Source organism: Porifericola rhodea (assembly GCF_030506305.1).
In the GTDB taxonomy this organism is placed as follows: Bacteria; Bacteroidota; Bacteroidia; order Cytophagales; family Cyclobacteriaceae; genus Catalinimonas; species Catalinimonas rhodea.
In genome coordinates, this window is sequence record NZ_CP119421.1 from 4474705 (window position 1) to 4498862 (window position 24158).

13 protein-coding genes are annotated in these 24158 nt (G+C 42.9%); 4 read left to right on the forward strand and 9 right to left on the reverse strand.

Translation table 11 applies throughout. The features are described 5' to 3' along the window. Positions 1-77 precede the first annotated feature (77 nt). Both PZB74_RS18365 and PZB74_RS18370 read left to right on the forward strand, forming a co-directional pair. Complete coding sequence (locus PZB74_RS18365) at positions 78-3479, forward strand: HEAT repeat domain-containing protein (RefSeq protein ID WP_302238623.1); 3402 nt, start codon at positions 78-80, stop codon at positions 3477-3479. 98 nt (positions 3480-3577) lie between these two features. Beyond that, positions 3578-7381, forward strand: a complete 3804-nt coding sequence (locus PZB74_RS18370) for a hydantoinase B/oxoprolinase family protein (protein WP_302238624.1) — start codon at positions 3578-3580, stop codon at positions 7379-7381. Here PZB74_RS18370 and PZB74_RS18375 read toward each other — a convergent pair. After that, positions 7378-7929, reverse strand: coding sequence for a hypothetical protein (locus tag PZB74_RS18375; RefSeq protein ID WP_302238625.1), 552 nt, complete (start codon positions 7927-7929; stop codon positions 7378-7380). The genes PZB74_RS18370 and PZB74_RS18375 overlap by 4 nt on opposite strands. A gap of 316 nt (positions 7930-8245) precedes the next feature. After that, positions 8246-9364 (reverse strand): GNAT family N-acetyltransferase, encoded by a 1119-nt coding sequence (locus tag PZB74_RS18380; protein WP_302238626.1) that lies wholly within the window; start codon positions 9362-9364, stop codon positions 8246-8248. Between the two features lie 357 nt (positions 9365-9721). Between PZB74_RS18380 and PZB74_RS18385 the strand changes: the two genes are divergently transcribed. Together PZB74_RS18385 and PZB74_RS18390 are read left to right on the forward strand one after the other, a co-directional pair. Continuing rightward, a complete protein-coding gene (locus PZB74_RS18385) occupies positions 9722-11122 on the forward strand; it encodes an aminopeptidase P family protein (RefSeq protein ID WP_302238627.1) in 1401 nt (466 codons plus the stop codon). A gap of 220 nt (positions 11123-11342) precedes the next feature. After that, positions 11343-12485 carry an alkaline phosphatase family protein gene (locus PZB74_RS18390; protein WP_302238628.1) on the forward strand — a complete coding sequence of 381 codons (1143 nt, stop codon included), beginning with the start codon at positions 11343-11345 and terminating at the stop codon, positions 12483-12485. A 50-nt stretch (positions 12486-12535) separates the two neighbouring features. On the opposite strand, the gene PZB74_RS18395 is transcribed toward PZB74_RS18390, so the two are convergent. From PZB74_RS18395 to PZB74_RS18425, 7 genes are all read right to left on the reverse strand, one after another. Then, positions 12536-13492: a nitrilase family protein gene (locus PZB74_RS18395; RefSeq protein ID WP_302242837.1), complete on the reverse strand. Its 957-nt coding sequence runs from the start codon at positions 13490-13492 to the stop codon at positions 12536-12538. Positions 13493-14136: 644 nt separating this feature from the next. Then, complete coding sequence (locus tag PZB74_RS18400; protein WP_302238629.1) at positions 14137-15315, reverse strand: glycoside hydrolase family 18 protein; 1179 nt, start codon at positions 15313-15315, stop codon at positions 14137-14139. Between the two features lie 267 nt (positions 15316-15582). Further along, positions 15583-17421, reverse strand: coding sequence for a glycoside hydrolase family 2 protein (locus PZB74_RS18405; RefSeq protein ID WP_302238630.1), 1839 nt, complete (start codon positions 17419-17421; stop codon positions 15583-15585). 152 nt (positions 17422-17573) lie between these two features. Beyond that, positions 17574-18425 (reverse strand): sugar phosphate isomerase/epimerase family protein, encoded by an 852-nt coding sequence (locus tag PZB74_RS18410; protein ID WP_302238631.1) that lies wholly within the window; start codon positions 18423-18425, stop codon positions 17574-17576. A 164-nt stretch (positions 18426-18589) separates the two neighbouring features. Next, positions 18590-19705: a Gfo/Idh/MocA family protein gene (locus PZB74_RS18415; RefSeq protein ID WP_302238632.1), complete on the reverse strand. Its 1116-nt coding sequence runs from the start codon at positions 19703-19705 to the stop codon at positions 18590-18592. Between the two features lie 48 nt (positions 19706-19753). Next, positions 19754-20512: a ThuA domain-containing protein gene (locus tag PZB74_RS18420; protein WP_302238633.1), complete on the reverse strand. Its 759-nt coding sequence runs from the start codon at positions 20510-20512 to the stop codon at positions 19754-19756. 32 nt (positions 20513-20544) lie between these two features. Continuing rightward, positions 20545-24153: a PVC-type heme-binding CxxCH protein gene (locus PZB74_RS18425; protein ID WP_302238634.1), complete on the reverse strand. Its 3609-nt coding sequence runs from the start codon at positions 24151-24153 to the stop codon at positions 20545-20547. Between the last annotated feature and the right edge of the window lie 5 nt (positions 24154-24158).

Below are 24158 nucleotides of genomic sequence, written 5' to 3' on the forward strand. Positions count from 1 at the left end.
ACAATTGCTATAAGTTTCGCAAAATGTGTTTTATCTTAACAAGTCTTATTACTGATACACGAAAGAAACAGCCTAGAATGAAAGTCGCATACTCTTCCTGGATTACTTTTTTAGTCGCTACTACCCTATTTACAAACTGTCAGGAAGCTACGCCTGAAAGAAAAATAAAAGAGCTACCCGCCGAGCAAACCGCTAAGCTTTCTCAAACTATACGGGCAGGTGTTAATCCTGAGCTGGCAGATGGCCTAAGCCTTAAGCTTTGGGGTGTTGATTCTTTAGTAGCAGACCCAATTGCAGTAGATATGGATGATGATGGTTCTTTGTATTACTCCAGAACCACACGCCGTAAAAGTACTGAGCTGGATATTCGTGCCCACCCCAGTTGGGAAACATCATCTATCAAAATGCAATCGGTTGATGATCGTAGAAACTTTCTTAGATCCACACTTACCGAAGAAAATAGTGCTAAACATGAATGGATAGGCGACCTAAATGGTGATGGCATTAATGACTGGCAAGACATGACCGTTGAAAGCGAGGAAATCTATCGCCTGATAGACAAAAACAACGATGGCATTGCAGACCTATCTGAGCTTATGGTAGAAGGCTTTCAGGATGAGATGACGGATATTGCTGGTGCATTGCTCAAACACGAAGATGATATTTTTGTAGGTGTAGCCCCCGATATGTGGAGGATCAAGGACACCAATAATGACGGTATTTATGACGAAAAAACCTCTATTTCTCATGGCTATGGAGTTCATATAGGTTTTGGCGGTCATAATATGTCGGGCCTGGAAGTAGGTCCAGATGGAAGAATATATTGGGCAATAGGTGATATTGGTTTTAATGGTACTGGCCCCGATGGTCAGGAGTGGAAATATCCTAACCGTGGTGTAATCGTAAGGGCTAATCCGGATGGATCTGATTTTGAAGTATTCGCTATGGGCTTAAGAAACACTCATGAATTTGTGTTTGATGAGTACGGGAATCTTATCAGTGTGGATAATGACGGCGATCATCCGGGAGAAAGTGAGCGCCTTGTTTACATCGTCAACGGCTCAGATAGCGGATGGCGAATCAACTGGCAGTTTGGTAAATACCGTGACCCTGATAACAACACTTACAAAGTTTGGATGGAAGAGGGTCTTTACAAGCCTCGTTTTGAGGGGCAGGCAGCATACATCATTCCGCCTATTAAAAATTATGTGAACGGCCCCACCGGTATGCTATACAACCCTGGTACAGCTTTAGGTCCAAAATGGAAAAACACTTTTTTTGTTGCTGAGTTTGCCGGCACCCCAACCCGCTCTGGCATTCATGCATTTAAACTCGCACCTGATGGAGCAAGCTTTCAATTACAGGAAACAGAGAAAATTTTAGGCAATGTGCTAGCCACCGGTATTGACTTCGGCCCAGATGGAGCGATGTATGTTGCAGACTGGATAGATGGTTGGAATACCAAAGACTATGGTCGGATATGGAAACTAGATGATCAGGAGGGTATTGACTGGCAGGAAAGAAATAATACCGCTGAAGTTTTGCCTCAAAATTTTTCTGCTAAAAGCGATAGTGAGCTATCTGACTATTTATACCATTCAGACATGCGAGTACGCCAGAAAGCACAGTTTGAACTGGCTAAACGTGGCGAAGATGGGGCTGAAGTTTTCCAGCAGGCCATCACCCAGACTGATCATCAGCTTGCTCGCGTACATGGCATCTGGGGGCTGGCTCAACTGGCCCGCCAAGATCAAAACTATGCCCAGCCTATTATTACCCTGCTTCTGGACAACGACCCTGAGATCAGAGCGCAGGCGGCCAAATGGCTGGGAGATATACGACATCTGCCTGCCGCTCAAAGCCTTCTTCCTCTGCTCAATGATGAATACCCCCGTGCTCGCTTCTTCGCTGCCGAAGCACTCGGTAGAATCGCCTATACCGATGCTATACAGCCTCTCATTCAGCTTCTGGAAAGCAATAATAATGAAGATGCCTACATCCGACATGCCGCCAGTCTGGCCCTGGCCAGAATCGGCAATGTTGATGCCGTAGCTCAACTCTACTCACACCCCTCTAATGCTGTAAGGCTGGGGGCCGTCCTCGCCCTGAGAAGAATGGGCGACCCTGCCATCACCAATTTCCTTAACGATCAAGATGAGTACATCCTCACCGAAGCCGCTCGGGCTATCAACGATGACTTCTCTATTGAAGCCGCGCTTCCTGCTTTGGGCAACCTCCTGCGCCAGCAGCGCTTCAACAGTGAGCCTCTCCTTCGGAGGGCTATCAATGCCAACCTCAGGCTAGGCACTGAAGAAGCCATGCAGAACCTGATTGACTATGCACAAAGTGAGGCCGCTCCCAGCGAGATGAGAGCTGAAGCCATAGCCGCACTCAGCACCTGGGCCAAACCCTCTGTTCTGGACAGGGTGACCGGACGCTACCGGGGTGAGATTGAAAGAGACATCAATGAAGTAAGAGTGAAAGCCTCTCAGGCTTTGGTTAGCCTGGCAGCGCACAGAGAGACGCACATCAGGCTTAAAGCAGTCAATGCCATAGGCAGGCTAGGCATAGAAGATGGCAGCAATCAACTCATGGCACTGCTCAAAAATGATAAAGCAGCAGAAGTGAGAGTAGAGGCCTTACAGGCTTTGGCAGCTATGGAAAGCGACAGAATAGACCAGGCCATAGAGCAGGCCTTGACAGACAACGAAAAGCAGGTGCGAATTGCCGGACTTGACCTGATGAGGGAAATGGACATCTCTGATGACCTCAAGGTAGTGCTACTCACCGAAGTCATTGACAAAAGAACTACCGAAGAAAAACAGGCCGCACTCCTTACTTTAGGGAATGTTGCTCCTGAAGCTTCTCAGCAAGCATTTGAAAAATTGCTAAGCAAACTGGAAAATGGTACGCTTAGCCCAGGCATTGAACTAGAATTAGAAGAAGCCATAGACAGCACACATGCAGAACCTCTTAAACAAAGGTTTGAAAAAGTTCTGGCTAACCGCTCTCCAGATGATATGCTAGCATCTTATCAAGGCGCCTTATATGGTGGTGATCCTGAAAAAGGTAAAATTTTATTGTTCCGACATCCTACTGCGCAGTGTATGAAGTGCCACGCTATTGAAGATTATGGTAGCAATGTAGGGCCAAATCTGGATGGTATAGGAAGTAAGTTGACCAGGGAGCAGATTTTAGAAGCTATGATTAATCCTAGTGCCAGAATATCTCCGGGTTACGGAATAGTCAATGTTGAGCTGAACAATGGGAGCACACTAAACGGTACTTATCAGGGCGAAACTGACACTGAGCTTAGGATGAAAATTGGTAATCAGCCTGATACTATCCTCATCAAGCAGAATATTAAGGAGATAAAGCTCTCTCCATCTTCTATGCCCGATATGAAAAATTATCTGACTAAGAAAGAAATACGTAACCTTGTTTCCTTCTTAAGTAGTTTAAAACATCAGAATATTTAAACCTACCAAACAAAGAATAAAGCCAGCCAACGCTGGCTTTTTTTATGTACTTACCTACAAAATTTTGATTTCATGGAGCTTTTATCAAACTTTTGTGCATGAATGGCAAAGAAGCAACTTGGAATATCTGGATAGATACTGGAGGTACATTTACAGACTGCATCGCATTTGATCCACACCAACAGATCAGAAGAATAAAAGTACTTAGCAGCAGTGCGCTAAGAGGTAGAATACTAAAAACTACAGGCAAACATAGCTTACATATTGAAAGCCACTGGAATGTTCAAAAAGATATTTTTAAAGGCTACCACTTCAAAGTATTGGGTAAGGAGCACGAAACCATTACTGTAGTAAGCTATGATAGTGAAAGACAGCAATTAGTACTCTCTAAACTTCCACCACTGGATAAGCTGCCAGAGCAAGGCTTTGAAATCACTGCTAATGAGGAAGCTCCGGTGCTGGCAGCACGTATTGCTACCGAAACTGCACTACACGAAAACCTTCCTCAAATAGAAATGCGTCTGGGTTCTACTCGTGGCACTAATGCCCTATTAGAACACAAAGGAGCAAGAACCGCTCTAATTCTTAGCAAAGGATTCAAAGATTTGTTAGCCATTGATACCCAACAACGCCCCGATATTTTTGCCTTAAACATCATTAAACCCAAACCTTATTACCATACAGTACTTGAGGTAGATGAGCGCCTGGATGCTAAAGGTAAAGTTATCAAACCTTTAAGCGAGCATGATATTAAAAAGCTGATTCAGCAGCTAAAAGAAAGCAAGATAGAGACAGTAGCAATCGCTCTAATGCATAGTTACTTGAATAATACTCATGAGCAAAAGCTTGCACAATGTATTGTCAAGGCTGGCTTTAAATATGTATCAGCTTCAGCTAGCCTGGCACCTGCTATTAAGATTTTGCCGAGAGCTAAAACCGCATTGGTAAATGCATACCTTTCGCCAGCAGTTAGCGATTACCTGGATGCGGTAAAGAACAAACTTGGAGATAGCAAATTACAGGTAATGACTAGTGCGGGAGGCCTTGTGGGTGCTGCACTTTTTCAACCTAAAGATAGCCTTCTGAGTGGTCCGGCAGGAGGTGTAGTTGGAGCTGCACATATCTGCAAACTCTCTCAACAGTTTGATCCTGAAATTAAAAAAGTTCTGGCTTTTGATATGGGAGGCACCAGCACAGATGTTTCACGCTATGATGGTGAATATGATTACCGTTATGAAACCCAGGTAGGCGACATAAATTTATTCAGCCCTAGTCTGGCCATAGAAACCGTTGCCGCTGGTGGAGGTTCATGCTGTTCTTTTGACGGGCACAAACTGACTGTAGGACCAGAGAGTGCAGGGGCACGCCCGGGGCCAGCTTGTTATGGGTTTGGCGGTCCGCTCACAATTACCGATGTTAATCTTCTTCTGGGTAGGCTTAGTGAGTCTCATTTTGGGATACCGATTAGCAAGGAAAAGGCTCAAAAAGCATTGGATGAACTTAAGAGTCAAATATCTGAACAGAAAGGTCATTCGTACTCGGATGAAGAGATTTTAACTGGCTTTCTCAGCATAGCTAATGAAAAAATGACGGATACGATCCATAAAATATCTGTTCGCAAAGGCTACGATCCACAACAGTACGCTCTACTGGCTTGTGGTGGTGCGGGTGGCCAGCATGCCTGCCAGATCGCTGAAATGCTAGGTATAGAAAAAATACTATTACCCTACGATGCCGGGCTACTAAGCGCTTACGGTATGGGGCAGGCATTAGTTGAACGATTTGCTACTCGCCAATTACTTCAACCGCTAACAAATGCGCAAAATCATTTGGAGGAAGTTTGTCATAATCTTGCTGATGAAGCTTTACAACTTTTACAGAAAGAAGGCTACAATCCAGATTCTCTGGAGATAAGGTTCGTTAAATTATATCTGAGATTTCAGGGACAGGAAAGTAGCCTGGAGATAGATTATACGCCATCTACCGATATCCGACAGGCATTTAAAGATAAATATCAGGCGCTTTACGGACACTGGCTGGAGGAGCAAAGCATTGAAATAGAGTCTATCAAAGCCGTAGCATCCACAAAAGCTGAAATCAACTATACTTCTGAAAACAAACTTACACAAGTTAAGGCAATACCTGTAGCTCAACACTTATTATGGACATCAGATCATTGGAAGGAAGTTGGGGTTTATCGTTGGGAATCCTTAGATGCGGGTGCTTTTATAGAAGGGCCTGCCTTGCTGGTCAGCGAAAACTGTACTACGCTTATTGAAAAAAACTGGCGATTGCAACTTGATTCTTATTACAATGCTGTGTTATCAAAGCTTAGTAATAGTACCACAAACAGACTTGAACAACCCGAAGAAGTAAAGCTAGAGCTCTTTACCAACAGATTTAGTGCAATTGCTGACGAGATGGGAGCCCTGCTGGAAAGGACTTCATTCTCAGTAAATGTTAAGGAAAGACTTGATTTTTCCTGCGCTTTACTAGACCCTGAAGGTGAGCTCATCGTAAATGCTCCGCACATTCCGGTTCACCTGGGAAGCCTAGGCATTTGCGTACGAAGCGTACGAGAAATAGTAGAAATGCAGGAAGGAGATGTAATCATAACCAATCATCCTGCTTATGGAGGTTCTCACCTTCCTGACATCACACTTATCAGTCCTGTCTATAAAGATCATCAACTGGTAGGCTATGTAGCTAATCGTGCACATCATGCTGAATTAGGAGGCAGCCGCCCGGGGTCTATGCCCCCCGACGCCAACAATCTGGCTGAAGAGGGAGTAGTAATCCCTCCTACGCATCTTGCGAAACAGGGTATAGTCCAGTGGGATGCGATCAAACAATTGTTAACAGCAGGACAATATCCCAGTAGATCGGTAGAAGAGAATCTTGCAGATCTTCGTGGAGCCTTAGCTTCTATTCATTCTGGCGTTTCTGCCCTACAAAGACTTTGCGATTTAAACTCAGTAAGTGAGGTATTGCATTATATGAAAGCTATTAAAGCATATGCCCATAACTGTATCCTGCAAAGTATTCATTCGCTTGAAGATAAGATTTATACAGCCGAGGAGTTTTTAGACGATGGAAGCCCCATTAAAGTATCAATAACAGTAAACAAAGGAAAAGTAGATATAGACTTTGAAGGTAGTGGAACTACACATCCAGCTAACCTCAATGCTAATTTAGCCATTGTCAATAGTGCCGTAATTTATGTATTGCGCTTATTAGTCCGCCAAGCAATTCCCTTAAATGAAGGACTGATGCAGACTGTTAACTTGCACGTTCCTAAAGGTTCTTTTCTTAACCCTGTATTTTCAGATGTAGCGGAACATTGCCCTGCAGTAGTGGGTGGCAATACAGAAACTAGTCAACGAGTTGTAGATACACTACTTAAGGCTTTAGGTATAGCCGCATGTAGCCAGGGCACTATGAATAACCTTCTTTTTGGTAATCAGAACTTTGGCTATTACGAAACTATAGGTGGCGGTAGTGGTGCCGGCAATGGTTTTTGTGGTGCTGATGCCGTACACCAGCATATGACCAATACCAGAATCACTGATCCGGAAATATTTGAGTTTCGTTACCCTGTTCGTTTAGAGGAGTTTAGCATTAGAAAAAACTCAGGTGGAAAAGGGCAATGGAAAGGAGGCAATGGAATTATTCGTAAGATTAAGTTTCTTGATAAGGTTTCACTAACCATTCTTTCCCAACACCGAAAGGAACAACCCTACGGGATAAAAGGTGGAGGCAAAGGAGAAAGCGGCAAGCAATACATTGTCAAAGAAAACGGCGAACAACTTATGTTGAAAGGCAATGACCAGATTGAATTACTAGCAGGTGATCAGGTATGCATAGAAACGCCGGGCGGAGGGGCGTATGGCGCAAACACTTAAATTTTAGAGCTATACTCTCCGTCTTCACGGACAATAACAGAAGATTTAAATTTATCAAAGGGATTTAAGCCCAGCGACTCTACTTCTTTAATAGCATCAATCAGGCGTGCGACTGCTGCTCGCTGTCTGGCTTGTTGGAGCAGTTGGTTGCGTTCTTCTCTGCTTTTAAGGCATAAATTTCCGTTTTCAATAGAAAACATCTCCCAGCTAATACCCTGCGCAGGTTTTCTCTTCTCAAAAAATGAGACCATGCGCTCAAAAGTTTCCAGTTCTTCACTGGAATTAATGGTAGTGGCCAGGCCTAGGCTTTCAGTATCAGAAGGAAAATTACTCTCCATAAAAGACTTTTTAACGGAGTCTACATCTTCCAAAGCTCGCCTTAATTCATCAATATTGTTAAGCTGACCAATATCTAACGCCCGATAACTTTGGTTTACTAGTGTTAAGAGATCAAAGGCCTCCCTTGTCTGATTCTCCTGCTCTTCATGAACAGAAAGAGACTGCTGAAAAACTGTTTGCTGTGTAGAAAATGCCCTTGTTGCACCCATCGTCGTTCAATAAAATTATGCACAACTAAATTTACCAAAATTTTACTGTCTACCTGTTAACAGTATGTGAATTAAAAACCGTAGATATTACTATTTTGTTAAGTAAAAGCTTTCCGGTAATTAAATGTTTATTTACCAAATTAGCAAAATTACCCTAAATCTTAAGTAAAATACCTTACAAAAATCCGTAAATCCATCATAATCTGTCAGTTATGACTGAGGTTTAGGCCTATTCTTTATTATTATCTTCCTAACCGGAAGAGCAAATGCCTGTAAGGTTGACGCTTATGTGGGGCGGTTTGACTTTTGAGACTTTTTACATGACTTCTTCCTCTACCACAGTTGGTTTCTTTCTAAAAGGTGTAAATGTTTCAGGCTTAAGTTTAGAGTAAGGCGTAATCATTTTTAAAGCATTTCTCAGAGTCGCAAATCGGGAGTAAAACCGCATCTCCCAATCTTCAGTTGTATCCATTAAGGAAGCTTTGGTAGGGTTTAGGATTGGGCCATAATGGATGGTATGTATATTGTTTTGATGCGCATAGCGCATAGATTCCAGTATCATATTTTCGTAAGCATGATAATTGGACTTACGTCCTCGGTCAAAAGCCCCTGAAAGACAGTGCATACTATTTTGGCAACGTACAAAAGAATGATAACCCACCATTTCTCCTTCCAAACTAGCGATAAAGTGAACAATATTATCGTGTTCATAACTAGAGCTCTGTCGGGCCATATTGACATAATTATCCTGATAAGGCGTTTGTATCTGTAGCCTAAGGGTAGATAAATAATGTATAGCTTTATTTAATGTCTCTTGGTCTAAAGCACCATTAATACTGCTTATTTTGCCTCCTTTGTTTTCAAACTTGCGTTTCTTCTTTCTTAGGTTTTTATGTTTTGCCAGCACTAATTCTACCGGTGTATAAGCATCAACCTTTAAGCAGCCACAATCGCATAATGGAGAAAAAGTATAATCAGTTGCTGGTCTTTCCTTGCTACTTTCCAGTACCAGACCATACAGATACCGCCGATTTAAATACGCAATAGCCTGCTGATAAAAGCTATACAGATCTATTTCTTCGCTTACAAAACCTGTATTAGTATTGCTATCCACCATAATACCATTTCTAGTCCAGAGGTACATAGGGATTTGTGGCGCATTTACCAGGGAAGCTAAGGGATTGTTAAAAAATGAAAGAGCTGGTTTTTTGCACTCTATGATATAAGCCACGCCCACCAGTAAATTATCATAGTAAGCACGTAATATTTTAGGAATGGTATATAGCGTAGAAGTTCTTAAAATGCCATTAAGAATAAGCCAAACAGTTTCATCCCATTGCTTGTCATAGAGGAAGGTATTAAAAAGCATTTGTTCTTTGGGAGTGATTGCTTTTCTGTCCAGAGTAAAGCGTAGGTCAGACTGAGTAGGTATCATAATCAGAGTAGGTTAGGCTTCGTAAATGATTAAGTAAAGTTTATCTATTTAGGTGTGATGAGATCTTTTAGTATGTGAAATACCATTTATACCCATGAACGCTACCCTTAGCTAATCCTACTACACTTATATAAGTTAATACAATTTCAGACCATTTGCTAACATTCTGTTTTACAGCATAATACCACAATAACTATAGAGTTATCATTTAGCTTCTGTCGTATTAAGTAGAGTTTAATAAAATGATATTTCAATTATCTTGACTGGGTACTAATGCAATGCAAAATTTAAAAAGCAAACAGCTTTTGTACATTTGTGTTTGCATACAGACATACTAACATTTAACCAAATTGATTCATGGAAAGCAACTCAAAATTTGAAGCCCAGGTATACATTCACCGACGTAAAGTATTAAAGGAACAGTTTACAGATGGCCTGATTTTGTTGATGGGCAATAACGAAAGCAGTATGAACTTTCGTGATAATTGGTATCCCTTCCGACAGGATAGCAGTTTTCTATATTATGTTGGTATTGATACACCCGAACTGGCTTGCGTTATAGACCTGGATGAAGACCAGGAAATAGTATTTGGTGATGACCTATCCATGGATCACATTATCTGGACTGGTCCTTTACCTTCAGTGGCTGATAGAGCTGCACAAGTAGGTATCTCGCAAACAGATTCACTTTCAGCGCTACATAAATACCTTCAGACGGCCCGCCAGAAAAACAGAAAAATACGTTTCCTTCCTCCTTATCGTGCTGACAGGGAAGAACAACTGCATCAGCTACTTGGTATTCCTGTTAGCCAGCTTAACGCAAACTTTTCTCCTGAACTGGTGAATGCGGTAATTGCTCAGCGTTCTTACAAAAGTGCTGAAGAGGTAAGCCAGATGGAACAGGCTGTTAATATCTCAAACGAAATGCACCGCCTGGCAATTCAGTCAGCTCGCCCGGGCATGAAAGAGTTTGAATTGGTAGGTCAGGTACGTGGTAAAGCGATCAGTTCGGGAGGAGATATAGCCTACCCTATCATACTAACTATCAACGGGCAAACCTTGCACAATCATTACTATGGCAATACGCTAAGCGAAGGCGATATGATACTAATGGATGCCGGCTCAGAAAGCCCATTGCATTATGCCGGAGATCTTACCAGAACTTTCCCAGTTAGCAAAAAATTTAGCTCGCTGCAAAAAGACATGTATAATATTGTGTATACAGCCTACCAAAAGGCTGTTGATGCCCTGCATCCCGGTGCATTATTTAGAGATATTCACCTTTTAGCTTCTGAAGAACTGGTCAAAGGTTTAGTAGGTCTGGGTATCATGAAGGGTGATCCTAAAGAGGCAGTAGCAGCCGGAGCTCATACCATGTTTTTTCAGTGTGGACTAGGCCACATGATAGGTTTAGATGTGCATGATATGGAAGATTTGGGTGAGCAATTTGTGGGTTACTCTAAGGATCTACAAAAAAGCACTGAATTTGGGCTTAAATCTTTACGTTTGGGCAAAGCCTTAGAACCAGGATTTACCATTACTGTAGAACCGGGTATCTATATCATCCCTGAACTTATTGACCGTTGGGAAGCTGATAAACAATACACTGACTTTATTAACTATCCTAAACTACAGGAGATTCGCAACTTTGGAGGTATTCGGGTAGAAGATAATTTTTTAATTACTGACGAGGGAAGTCAGAAACTAGGCCATTACTTACCCCTTAATGCTGACGAAATTGAAGCTATGAGATCTTAACCTCAGCTTTTACGGAATTGAAGCCCGGCTATTTAAGCAACGCTTCGTAGCCGGGCTTTTTTATGTGGCATACCTAAGCATAGACAGGAAGTAACGCCTTCCAGCTCTCTTATCAAATTTAAAAAAATACATTAAATTCATTCTAAAAGGCTCTTTTTGCCGATACCATGCAGAAAAGCATACGCTTATACACTACAAATTTGAATTAATTAAAGCACTCATGTCATTTTACCTAACTACAAGCTTTACACAGCGTCTATGCTGTATTATTTTTTTATTAACATTCGCTTACCTGCCCATAAGCGCGCAGCAGGGAGCACAAACCGAAAATGTATTCCTCATTACATTAGATGGGTTACGCTGGCAGGAACTATTTTCGGGTGCCGATCCATTGCTCATCACACATGAAAAATATGTAAGCGATACCGCTGAACTTAAAGCACTCTTCTGGAAAGAAAGCTCTGAAGAACGTAAAGATGTACTTATGCCCTTTTTCCATCAGGTAATTGCGCAGGAAGGTCAGCTGTATGGCAATCGTGAAGAGAATTCTCTGGCTAATCTTACCAATACTTTCTGGTTTTCTTATCCTGGATATAACGAGATACTAAGTGGCTTCGGAGATGAAAGAATAGACAGCAATGCCAAGAAGCCTAATCCTAATCGTACTATTTTAGAGTATGCCAATGCCGAAAAAGACTTCAAAAATAAAGTAGCAACCTTTGCTTCGTGGGATGTCTTCCCCTACATAATTAATGAAGAGCGCTCAGGCGTTCCTGTCAATGCGGGTTATGAGAATGCCAGCGGCAAGTCGCTTAGCGTAATGGAAAAGGCGTTGAATACCCTCCAGCCAATAGTTCCTGGCCACTGGTCTACTGTACGTATGGATGCTTTTACCCATTATTACGCACTGGAACATCTTAAGAAGCATAAACCTCGCTTGTTATACATTGCCTATGGTGAAACGGATGACTTTGCCCATGATGGCAAGTATGATGAATACCTTAAAGCGGCACATCGTACTGACCAGTTTATCAAGGACTTATGGGAGTATGTGCAGTCTGATAAGCAGTACAGAGACAAGACTACTTTTATCATCACTACTGATCATGGCAGGGGCACGCAACCTATAGATACCTGGAGAAGTCATGGAGAAGATATTAAAGGTGCTGATCAGGTATGGTACGCAATAATAGGCCCTGACACTCCTGCTATGAATGGCAAAGCCGTAGAAGGTCAGTTTTACAGCAATCAGGTAGCCCCAACGGTAGCTGCGTTTCTTAAGCTCAACTACCAGCCCGAAAAACCTAGTGGTAAGCCGATATATAAAGCCTTTCAGCCTACAAATACTAAAGTTGGAGAATAAAAAGAGCTTCACTCGTTTACCAAAGTATTTAAAGTGATTTGCTAAGAGGGCTATTGGCCCTCTTGCTCTTCCATCCACACCGGCCGGAAGTCTGACTGATGTTGTTTACCTAAAATATCAGCATACAATTCTGGTTTACGTGCATTCCGATAGCGGTAACCTCCGGCAAGCTTAAGCTTATCTTCTGTGAAGTGGGCAATTGTAAAATCATCCTCAAAACTTCTGACTTCACTCAGCACTTCTCCGTAAGGATCAAGTATCATGGCATTACCATGCTTCAGGTGTGCTCCATCATAGCCGATAGGATTGCTAAATACATAATACACCCCATTGTCGTAAGCCCTGGCTGGTAGCCAACGCATCAGCCAGCCTCTTCCTTTGGGACCGTCAAACTCCATACGCAAAGGTACCGGGTCTTCTGTTCTTTTTTTCCAGAGGTCATCGTTTACATAACCTCTGCCCGGCATGGCAGAAGGCGTACAGCCAGTTACGTGAGGAGCAAAAATGATATCTGCCCCCGATAAAACAGTAGCTCTTACATTCTCAATCACATTATTGTCATAACAGATGAGTATACCGCACTTCCACCCTTTTAAATCAAATACTACATACTCCTCTCCTGCTGCTAAATACTTGCTGATGAAGGGGTGTATCTTACGATAGCGGGCAATACAACCTTCAGGGCTTACACACACATAAGTATTATAGATTTTACCCTGATCTTTCTCTACCAATCCAGCCAGTATAGTTATATCCAGCTTGCGGGCAAGGGCTGCAAGATACTGACAACTTTTACCGGATGGCACCTCTTCGGCCAGATGTAAGAGTTCCTCTTCGCTTAAGTCCTGCAAAAAAGTATAAGCGCTTACCGAAAGTTCATGAAAACTAATCACATCAGCTCCTTTTGCTTTGGCTTCACTGCTAAGCTTTTCTATGACTGATAGGTTATAGGTTTTATCACCATCTTTAGGTTCAAATTGGGCTGCGGCAATTTTCAGTGGATACATCATCGTTTTTTAGCTTGTTGTCTGTTAAAAATGAAGTTATCATTTTTCTGAAAGAATGCTTTACCTATGGTACGAATACCAAAAAAAGACAGCTATAAAACTATAACACTACAAAACACACTTCTAAATACCCCTTAACACCTCCCAAAACATCAAGCCGAGACCTTTACAAAGCACTATCACAAGAAAGAAGCCCCTGCGGACAAGTCGGAAAAAATCGTGTAGGATGGGTAGCCAGGTGCGTGGGCTGTTATTCTTTCCTTGAGTTCTTTGCTACTTTCCCGGTCAGGTAATAAAGTAAGCCTATCCATCAACAGACTATCAGGCAATTACACATTAAACACCAACAAAGCATAAGCACCGTAAACATTCTACCCAAAAACACTCAAATTTAATAGCTATAGCGTATTAAGTGGGCAAGCAAATATGTGTAAACATTTTTTCAGTACATATTTGAAAAGAAAGAGATTGTTAAACAGACCATGATAAGCTTATAAGTTTCAGGTGCTCTCTAATAAAATATGCGATTTTGTAAATCGCATATTCAATATGTTTAGAAATATATCGGTATAAAAAAAACTTCTGCGGGCCGGGCATAGCCTACAGAAGCTTTAATCATACAGTCAGTTAATTATTTGATTTACTTATTCGCCCTTAGATGCCTGATATATGGCGTTGAGCAAACTATTTTCCTGCTTGGTATCATTACCCAGTTCCCAGAACATAATCCCGCCCAGGTCTTTTTCCATCGCATACTCAGCCTTTAATTTTACAGAAACCGTATCATCATAAGAGATGAAGATACTATCTGTTGGGCTATACATGTAGGGGGCTTCAGCTACCTCATCCCAGTAGCGGGTATAGTTGGGATTGGTTTCGTACTGATCTCTTAACAGATGGTAGGCGGCCCAGCCAATATGTACACCTTTGTTGGGCTGGTATAAACCATTATTTTCGGGCGGAACGCCTTTCCAGGCTCTTCCGTAAAAAGCGCCACCAATTACAATCTGCGAAGGATCTACGCCTCTTTCTATCAGATAATCTACTATGTTTTTAACCGAACGCGGCTCGTAGGTAGAAAAACCTTTTTCGCGCGCTGCGGCATTTCTTTTCTCGTAGTACTCATAAATAGGATAGTCTTGCAGATCTTCATCTTTAATGCTACCCAGAGCAGTATGGTGGGCGGTATACGGAAGTGAGGCACTTACCTGATCGTAAGTCATCACGTTCATATAATCCGCATATTTCATTACCTCAAGGGTCTCTATTTTGTCATAGTAGTATTCCCAACCGGCAGAGGCAAAGGTAAGTATCATCGGGCGATCCAGCTTGTCCATCTCTTCTCTCAGCTCTTTCATTAGTAGGGTAAAGGTCTGGGTATCTTCCTCACGGGCATCTATACCGGCCCAGTCCAGCGCCGGGTATTCCCAGTCCATATCTATACCATCCAGCTGGTATTCTTCAATCATCTTGATGGTGCTTTGTACAAATTTGGTACGGCCTTCGGCAGTAGAAGCCATATCGGAAAAGCCTCCGGCACCCCAGCCACCACAGGCCAGCATTACTTTTAGCTGCGGATGATTTTTCTTCTGCTCTACCAGCAGGCGAAGTTTTTCTCCGGCCTCCTCATGGCGAAATCCCATTTCTCCATCTATTACATTAGAGAAAGAAAAGATGATATGCGTCAGCTGATCTAAAGGCAGGCTTTCCGGATGGTAACGCTGCTCTGGCACATAATAGGCCATAATGTTTAATGGACTTTCTTCCTCTTCCTGTTGCTGTTGTGTGTTAGAAGTCTGGCAAGCACTGAAACTCAATGCCATGCAAAGCAAAAAGCTTAAAGTTAAAATTTGGTTTTTTAGCATGTTTACAAAACAAATAAGTTGAAAAATCAATCAGTCTCTTACTGATTTACATAAAGCAACTGTAAACATAGTACAATTTTAAAAAATGAAGGAAGGGATAAGAGGAAAATCTATGAATGCCAAATACAGTTGTCAGCTTTACCTAAGCGTATGAATATTGTCTTATCCCATCCTTAATTTACCATAGCGGAAGCCCATAGTTACCGCTAGTCATGGATGTCATGACTATTTTAGCGCATTATACAAACGTTGATGCCACTGCTTCATCTGGGCTTCGTCAAACTTAATCACTTTACGGTCGTAGGTCATCAGGCCATTGGTTTCTACCTCTACATCTGATGTTTGAGTATAAATAGCAGCAGAAAGCCCCATTGGAATAAGCGGCACCAAATCTTCCATTAGCTTCTGATAACGGGCAGAAAGTTCTTCTTTATTTTTAAAGCTCTGGTACCCCCAATTGTCTTTTTCCTGCCAGGTATGATTTTCTACCGGCAACCCTAATCCACCGTACTCACCCAATACCAGTATCTGCTTTTCTCCAAAGAGAGTCGGGTCGGGCATAGCTGGATCAGGGTAGTTGTGCAGGTCTATGATATGCCCTACCGGATAAAAATTACCACCACTGGCACTGTTTACCAGCCTGCTGGGGTCATAATTCATGGTCCACTCTGTAATCTCCACGGTTTTAAACTGCCCCCAGGCCTCATTAAATGGCACCCAAACCACGATGGAAGGAAAGTTGTAGAAATCATCCATAATTTCTTTCCACTCTGTACGGAAGATCTCTTCAGATTTGGAAGTACGCTCTTTTTCTGTACCAATTCCGGCAACACCTGGCCGGGGGTTCCAGCGATTACCCATATCACCGCTGGGCATATCCTGCCAGACGAGCATGCCCATCTGGTCGCAGTAGTAATACCAGCGGGCTGGCTCTACTTTTACGTGTTTACGAATCATATTAAAACCCATCTCCTGCGTTTTTTCTATGTCGTAGCGTAATGCCTCATCTGTTGGCGCAGTGTATAGACCATCAGGCCACCATCCCTGGTCCAGGGGGCCGTACTGAAATACAAATTCGTTGTTCAGCATCATGCGTTGTATGCCCTCATCATCAGCTTCCATACTAATTTTGCGCATTGCACTATAGGTCTGTACCTCATCCAACACTTTTCCATTGCGCAGCAGCGTTACTTCTATGTCGTAAAGAAATGGGCTTTCGGGGGTCCAAAGTTTAGGCTGATCCAGTTTCAGTGCAGCCTCTTCGGTGGCGCTTACTGTAACTTCAGCAATTTGGGTTTCTCCGTCTATCAACCTTACTCTAAGCTGATCATTATTACGGGCATTGGCTACGCCTGCTCCAATGTTAAAAGTAGCCTTATCAAAATCCGGTGTATTGCGGGTAAATTCAATATAGCTTTCAGGAACAGCTTCCAGCCATACTGTTTGCCAAATACCAGTGACTGGGGTATACCATATGCCATGCGGATCTTTAACCTGCTTACCACGGGGCTGCGGCCCGTTGTCGCTAGGGTCCCACACCCTAACTACCAATTCCTGCTCTCCTCGGGAAGTGAGTGCTTCGGTAATATCAAATGAAAAAGGATCATACCCACCACGGTGAGTGCCTATACTTTTTCCGTTTACAAATACTTCGGCCTCCCAATCTACCGCACCAAAATGTAGCAGGATGTTTTTTCTACGAAGCTTGCGGTCCAGACTAAAGTTGGTTTTGTACCAGAGCTCATTCTCTTCTCCTACCCTTTTACCTACGCCTGAGAGAGCAGATTCTGCAGGAAAAGGAACCAGAATTTCGCCCTGAAAAGCAACAGGCTTCCCTTTTGCTTTTTCCTGTATACTGTATTGCCATAGCCCGTTGAGGTTTTGCCAGTTATCGCGCCGCATCTGAGGACGAGGATACTCCTGATGTACATTTTCAGGACTTACATTTGCAGCCCAGCGCGTGCTTATTTTGCTGTCGGCCATCTTCCATTGGTCATTCTGGGCATAGCCCTCTCCACAAAAAAATAGAGATACAATCATTAAAATGCTTACAATCTGCTTCATAAAAATTCTCATTCAATAGTGTATTGTGTGTATTCTTTTAGGCTTGGTTCATACAATCATCGTCTAGTAAATAATAGCTTATGCATGGAATCAAGCTAGTGTATTGTCAATTTCTTTGTTTTGTAGCAGCTCTTTTAAAGATAATGTGCTTTTCAGGAATTGAACAGCGACTTATAAAAAGCTAAACCTTCGCTGGCCAGCTCATCAGAACTATTGGCAAGGGGTCGCCATATGCAGGTAGCTTTGGCGATCTCTTCGGATACAGCTCCAAATGTTTCTATTACTACTGCACCCTGATAGTCTATATCTGTTAAGGCTTCTTTGATTCCCTGCCAGTCTACATTAGCTGTGCCGGGTGTGCCTCTATCGCTTTCGTTGCCCTGTACGTGGCAGAGGCGCTCCTTTCCTAACTTTCTGATGGTGGCGGGTATATCTTTCTCCTCTATATTATTATGGAAGGTATCCAGCTGAATTTTGACATGGGAATGTGCTACTTCGGAGATAAGGTCCAGCGCCTGATCTGCGGTATTAATCATATCACTTTCAAAGCGATTCAGAGGTTCCACACCCAGCTCTACTCCATAATCCGAAGCAATGGCTCCCAACTCTTTAAGCGCAGCTACACAGTAGTCCTTCTCTTTGGCTTTTTGTGCTTCAGAAACAAAGCGGGTTTTGCCTACCGCAGCGTATAATGGCCCACCAAAGATGGGGCTGTTCATCTGGCCCGCAATACGGATGCAATCTGCAATATAGTTAAAGCCCTGTTTTCTGATGCGGGGGCTATCACTGGAAATGTCGCGCTCCGCACCAAATGCTCCGCTGATTGTAAGTTGAAGGTCAAGCTCATCAGCCATAACTTTTAATCGCTGCCAGTCTATCAGATCTTTATCTTCTACGGGAATCTCAATTATATCAAAGCCCATCTCCTTTACCTTTGACAGAAGGTTGAAAGAAGCATTGCTAAAGGGTGATACCCACAAAAATGTGCTTACTCCAAATTTCATATGGTTTATCTCAGTTGATGTACTTCTGCAAAGAATACTTATAAAACACTAACTATTAGCACATTATGATTTAACTTAAATTAAAAACCTTTGCAAAAGCACTACATGACAGAAAAAACCGCTACACTAATGCGTAGCGGCTTAACTCAATTTTTCGTGGCTTTTTATTCAAAGTCAGGAATAAAAATTCTCTTCCCATTATTCATGGCGGACTCATGGGCACAAATTCCGGCGCAGGTATAATTTGCTGCTACGTCCGCATCTACTGCTGAGTTTCTACCCTCCACTATGGCTGCGACAAACTCCTGTACCAAATGGGGATGAGAGCCTCCATGGCCTGCGCCCTGAAGAAATGAGACGTGGTTTGGATCATCTATCTGCTCTCTTTTGGTAAAGTCTGCAATCTCATCTATCAGCATTTCGTCGGTATCTGGTACATCCAGGCGTTCGGCATTTTCACCTCCGTCAAAAATAGCATGACCTTCGTCCTGTAGTTGTTCCCACTCAAAAGACATTTTGGTGCCGTAAACATCATAACTCTCACGATACTGCCTTACTACATCAAATAAAGAACGGGTAGCTTCAGCAATAACGTCGGAGTTTTTAAGGGTGAAGGTGGCAGTTTCTACAGCGAAGGGTGAACCATATCTTTTGGCCAGGTCTTCCTGCAAACGGCCAGATCCATGACAAACGACGGACTCCGCTTTGGTATTATTGATTCGTAAAAGTGGAGAAATGGCATGAGTACCATTTAGCATGGGCGGAAAACCTTTCCAGTACTCAGCCCAGCCTTCCATACTCATATCCTGTATATGTGAGCCCCGAACAAACTGAATTTTGCCTAGCTCTCCGCTTTCCGCTTTCTTGAGTCCGTACAGAAATTCACGGGTATACAATGCAGTTTCCATCATCATATACACTTTTCCTGATCTTCTTTTTGCTTCTACAATGGCCTGGCAATCTTCTACAGTCATTGCCATAGGAATGGTGCAGGCTGTATGTTTATTGGCATTCAGTGAAGCCAGCGTCATGCGGGCATGATCAGGTACCGGGGTTACTACATGTATGGCATCCACATCATCTCTTAGCGGCACCTCTTCAAAATTGGTAAAGCAGAGCTTATCATCCAGATTGAATTTATCTTTTAGTTCGGCAATGGTATTTTCATTTCTGGTACAAATGCCTACTGCCTTGATATTGGGATGTTTCTGATAAATGGGTATGAATTCTTTACCGAATCCCATACCTACGATAACGACTGTAATCTTCTTATCGCTCATGTCGGTCTGTTGTGTTTAAAATGATGTATAGGTTATGAATTAGGATTATTATTGAGAAGCTGCTGCCCAGCTTACAGCATTCCGCAGTAATCTTTGGTATGCTTTCAATTCGTGCGCTGCACCATCATGCCCTAAAGCAATAGCAGCAATACGAGCCTCAGGATGGTTGATGATAAAAACAGAAGGGAAACGCTCTCCCTTTTCGGGATTTACTGCCTCGGCAAGTACTTTTATGCCAGGCCCACTAGCATCGCTTTTGAAATAATACAGCTCATCCTCCAGCGAAAAAGATTTTATCTTTCTGGTTAAGGGATGCTTGCTATCTACAATATTGACCTGAAACTTTCCGTACGGATCATGTCCGCGAGAGCCTCCACTTACAAGCTTTTGATTGTATTCTGGCCAGTCCTGCCAATTGTACCAGAGGGCGGCATGTCCAAGAACGATTCCTTTTCCCTGCCTGGCAAACTCAAAAATCGCTTTCCTTGCTTCCTTATTAGGAATAGGCTGATTGTTGGTTAGATATAGCACATCTGTATCCTGTAAATAATGTGCTATAGAATCGGTATTATCCGTATAACGCACTTCAGAAAATTTTCTTTTTTCCAAAGTTTGGGTGTCTACCTTTTTATACCAGCGGTCAAAATCATGGGAGCTACCTCCCCCCACTATCAGTACCCGAATTGGTTTTTTGTAAGTATCAGCAACGGCACCGTTAAAGGCAGTTACTAAGAATAGCAAGCCAATTATTACTATAGAAGGCAGTCTATGGCTGGCTTTGCATATCAGTAGGGTATTAGAGATCATATGTAATGGATTGGTTGTTGGTTTGGATGTTTCTATCGGGAGAAGTCACTGGCTTTTTCAACTTTCATAATGCCGTTCATCATGCGCCAGTGCCCCGGAAAAGTGCAGACAAAGGGATATTCTCCGGCTTCGTCAGGAACTGTAAACGTCAGGTTCACTACTTCTTCAGGATTCAGCATTTTGGTCGCAAACAAGACTTCGGGCATATCAGGAACATAGTCTTTTTGAGCTCCATCAGGATCACGAGCCAGTGCGTCGGCTGCTTTTCCTACTTTTTGCAGGCTACCTGGCTTCAGGATGAGCAGATTATGTTGCATACCATCCAGATTTTCCAGAGCTATCGTTACCTTTTCGCCGGCTTTCACGCTGAATACAGCTTTGTCGTATTTCATCATATCTGGCACCACCTTTAGATAGATGGTATTACTTTCCTGTCCGTCTGATGATTCTTTTTCTGCATTTGTGGAAGCAAGTGCAGGAGAAGAAGTATCGCTGTCCGTAGACTTAAGTTCTAGTGAGATACTATTTAACTCTCCATTCAAACGATTATCTCCCTCGTATGAACCTAGTTTACTATCATCTTCAAAATCGTAACTGGTACGAATTACAGAATTGATAGAAGCCCTGACTAAAGCAGGTGCTTTTCCTTCTCCTATCAACTTATTATCGGCATAGAGTAGCATTTTGCCATCTTTCTTAAGTTCGGCACGCAGCTCCGATTGAGCAGGCACTTTACTTTTACTTCTGGCCTGATAGCTTTTGCCCTGATGCTTCACTTCCATTACCAATTGCTGGTTTTCCAGATAGAGGCCATAACCTTCTTGCTGATCTGCATGTGCCATAATTACTCCTCGGAGAGGCTCATCTCTTCTTTTGACTGAAGCAGTAATACTAATTTCTTTACCTGCAACCTCTACAGGATAAGGGATAGTACCACGGCGAGGCAAATCATAGACTTCTTTTTGTAAAGCAGCTAAAATAGAAGCCCTTATACTCACAGACTCTGTTTTCTGAAGGTTAGAGCCAGCCTCCAAAAAGCCTTTCTCGTGACTGATAGCAGCAGCAAATAGTGCTTTTCTCAGCCAGGGGTCTTTAGCATTTTCCATTTGAGCACTGGCTTCAAAGATGTAGTTTCCGATAGAGGTTTCTGCTGGTATCTCTGCTAATGTAAGTGCCGTTGCCATGCGAACATGGAGCGAAGGATCATTTAGCAAATCCGCAGACCTGATTGCTTCAAATGTAGAGATGTTTTTGGGAAGTACCTGTACCGCAGCTTTACGTACACCTGCTGCCGGATGCTGTAAGGCATGTTTAGCAGCCTGTAGAGCTTCCGGATGATGCCCCTCCAGCAATCCCAGGCCATGCAAAGTCCATAGCGAATGTACTGCCGGACTATTCAGGCCAATCTCATCTACTTCCTGATTTTCAATAATTTCTACCAGGCCGGAAAGCATAGATGATTTTCCTGACTCTACAATCAATCGCTGAGCCGTCATACGCCAAAACATATTATCGTTTTTTAAAGCCTGAAGCAGTCCTTCTTCATCCTCTTTAGAAAGAGCAATGGGCTCATATTCAGGAGCATCTTTGTAGACTATTCTATATATTCTACCATAGTTGATATCTCTTAGCGGACTGATAAATGCATTACCCTGCCCGTGCGGCTGGTCGGTAAAGGGCAGTACCATACGAGATGGGGCCTGCCTTTCTACAAACACATTGTGCTGAATGATAAAGTTGTACCAGTCTGCGACCCAAACTGCTCCATCGGGTCCTACCTGGCTCTGTACTGGTCCAAACCACTCATCTGAGCTTGCCATCAGGTTCCAGCCATCCGCTTCAGTAAAGCCTGCCCCCTCTTTTTCAATTACTGCATTGTGCACCAGGCGTATGGTCGGCTCGTTAACAAAAGCGATACGGTTCCAGTAAGGCTTAGGAAAGCTTCTTGCGGTATACAAATGATGTCCGGCTGCTGAAGTAAAGCCACCTACCACATCTACCTGGCGGAGGTTAGGGGTCATGGCATGTGCATCGTAGTGCCCATCTATTTTCTGAATCGCGTTAATGTCTCTGATTTCCTCTTTTGGGTTTGAGGAGTTGCTCGCTGTAAGCACAGGGAGTTTACGCTGCATATATTTTGCGGGCATGGCATAATAAGCGCTGTGCGTATTATTGGCCGTAGAAATGAAAACATCATTTTCTTCGGAAAAGCCCAGCCCCCAGGTGTTGTTACTGGTGTTGGCGAGGTATTCAAAATCGCTTCCATCAGCATTAAAACGATACACGCCCTGGCGAAATGCTGTACTAATTCCATTAACCTTTCCTTCAAAGCCTGAATACCCTAAAACACCCCAGATTTTGTTATCAAAACCATATTGCAGATTGGAAGGGCCTGCATGGGTATCGTTTTTGCCCCAGCCCGAAATAATTTTTTTGCGAATATCTGCTTTGTCGTCGCCGTCGGTATCTTTAAGAAAGACAAAATCCGGTGCCATAGAAACAATGACCCCTCCCTTTGCAAAAGCCATACTGGTAGGAATATTTAGGCTGTCAGCGAAAACGGTGAATTTATCCGCTTTACCATCACCATCAGTATCCTCACAGATTTTGATACGGTCGTTGGCCGCGCCATCTGTCTCCAGAAAGGTATTGGGATAATCCACTGACTCTACTACCCAGAGTCTTCCTTTTTCGTCCCAAGACATGGCAATAGGATTGGTAATATCTGGCTCGGAAGCAAAAAGCTGAACTTCAAAATCTACCGGAACCTGTATCAGCTTCATAGACTCTTCCGGAGAGAGAGCTTCCTGCATTTTAGGCACAAAATAACGTTTGGTAAAATCTGAAATGGTGATAGAATCATAAATGGAGACATCCGGAATGTCCAGCCTGGCAATTTTCTGATTTACTTCTTCTCCCAATGCCCAAAGCACTCCCTGATTAACTAGTTGAAGAAAGCCTGCGTTGATCCAGGTACTATCATTATGGCCATAGGCGGTATAAAAAACACGTCCCTTGCCCAGCTCACGAATCCAGGTATAAGGTTCAGTACCATTTTCCGTATTACGGCTGCTTAAAACTATATTGTCTGAAGCAAGCCTTTGATGTACATAGGTTTCGTCCCAGGTTTCAAATGCCTGAAATTTTTGAGCCAGAGCATGCTTATCGTGATGTATATCCGCAGCGAATACACCTTCGCTATGAGAGTGAAACTGTCCGCCAATCGTATTGATGTACCAGTCGGAATTTCTAAAACAACCGGAGGCTGAATGGATAGGAATTAGTCCTTTTCCGTTTTCCAGAAAGTTTTTTAAGGCTAACTCCTGGGCCGGAGGAAGTGAATCATGGTTGGCATAGATGATAAGGCCATCGTACTTACTCAAGTTTTCAGTATTTATATCTTCCAGCTGCTCGGTATAGCTTAGATTGATACCTTCTTTAAACAAAGAAATGGCGAGCCATGGAGCATACTTAGCCGAATTATGATGCTGGCTATCGTGACCTAAGAAAAGTACTTCTGCCCTGCGGGCGGTATCCTGTTTCTGATAGCTATTGCCAAAGCTGCTATCCAGAATATTGAAACGATCGCCACAAGACTGTAAGCACAGACTAGCAGATAGTAAAAAGACAAATACTCTCATTGATT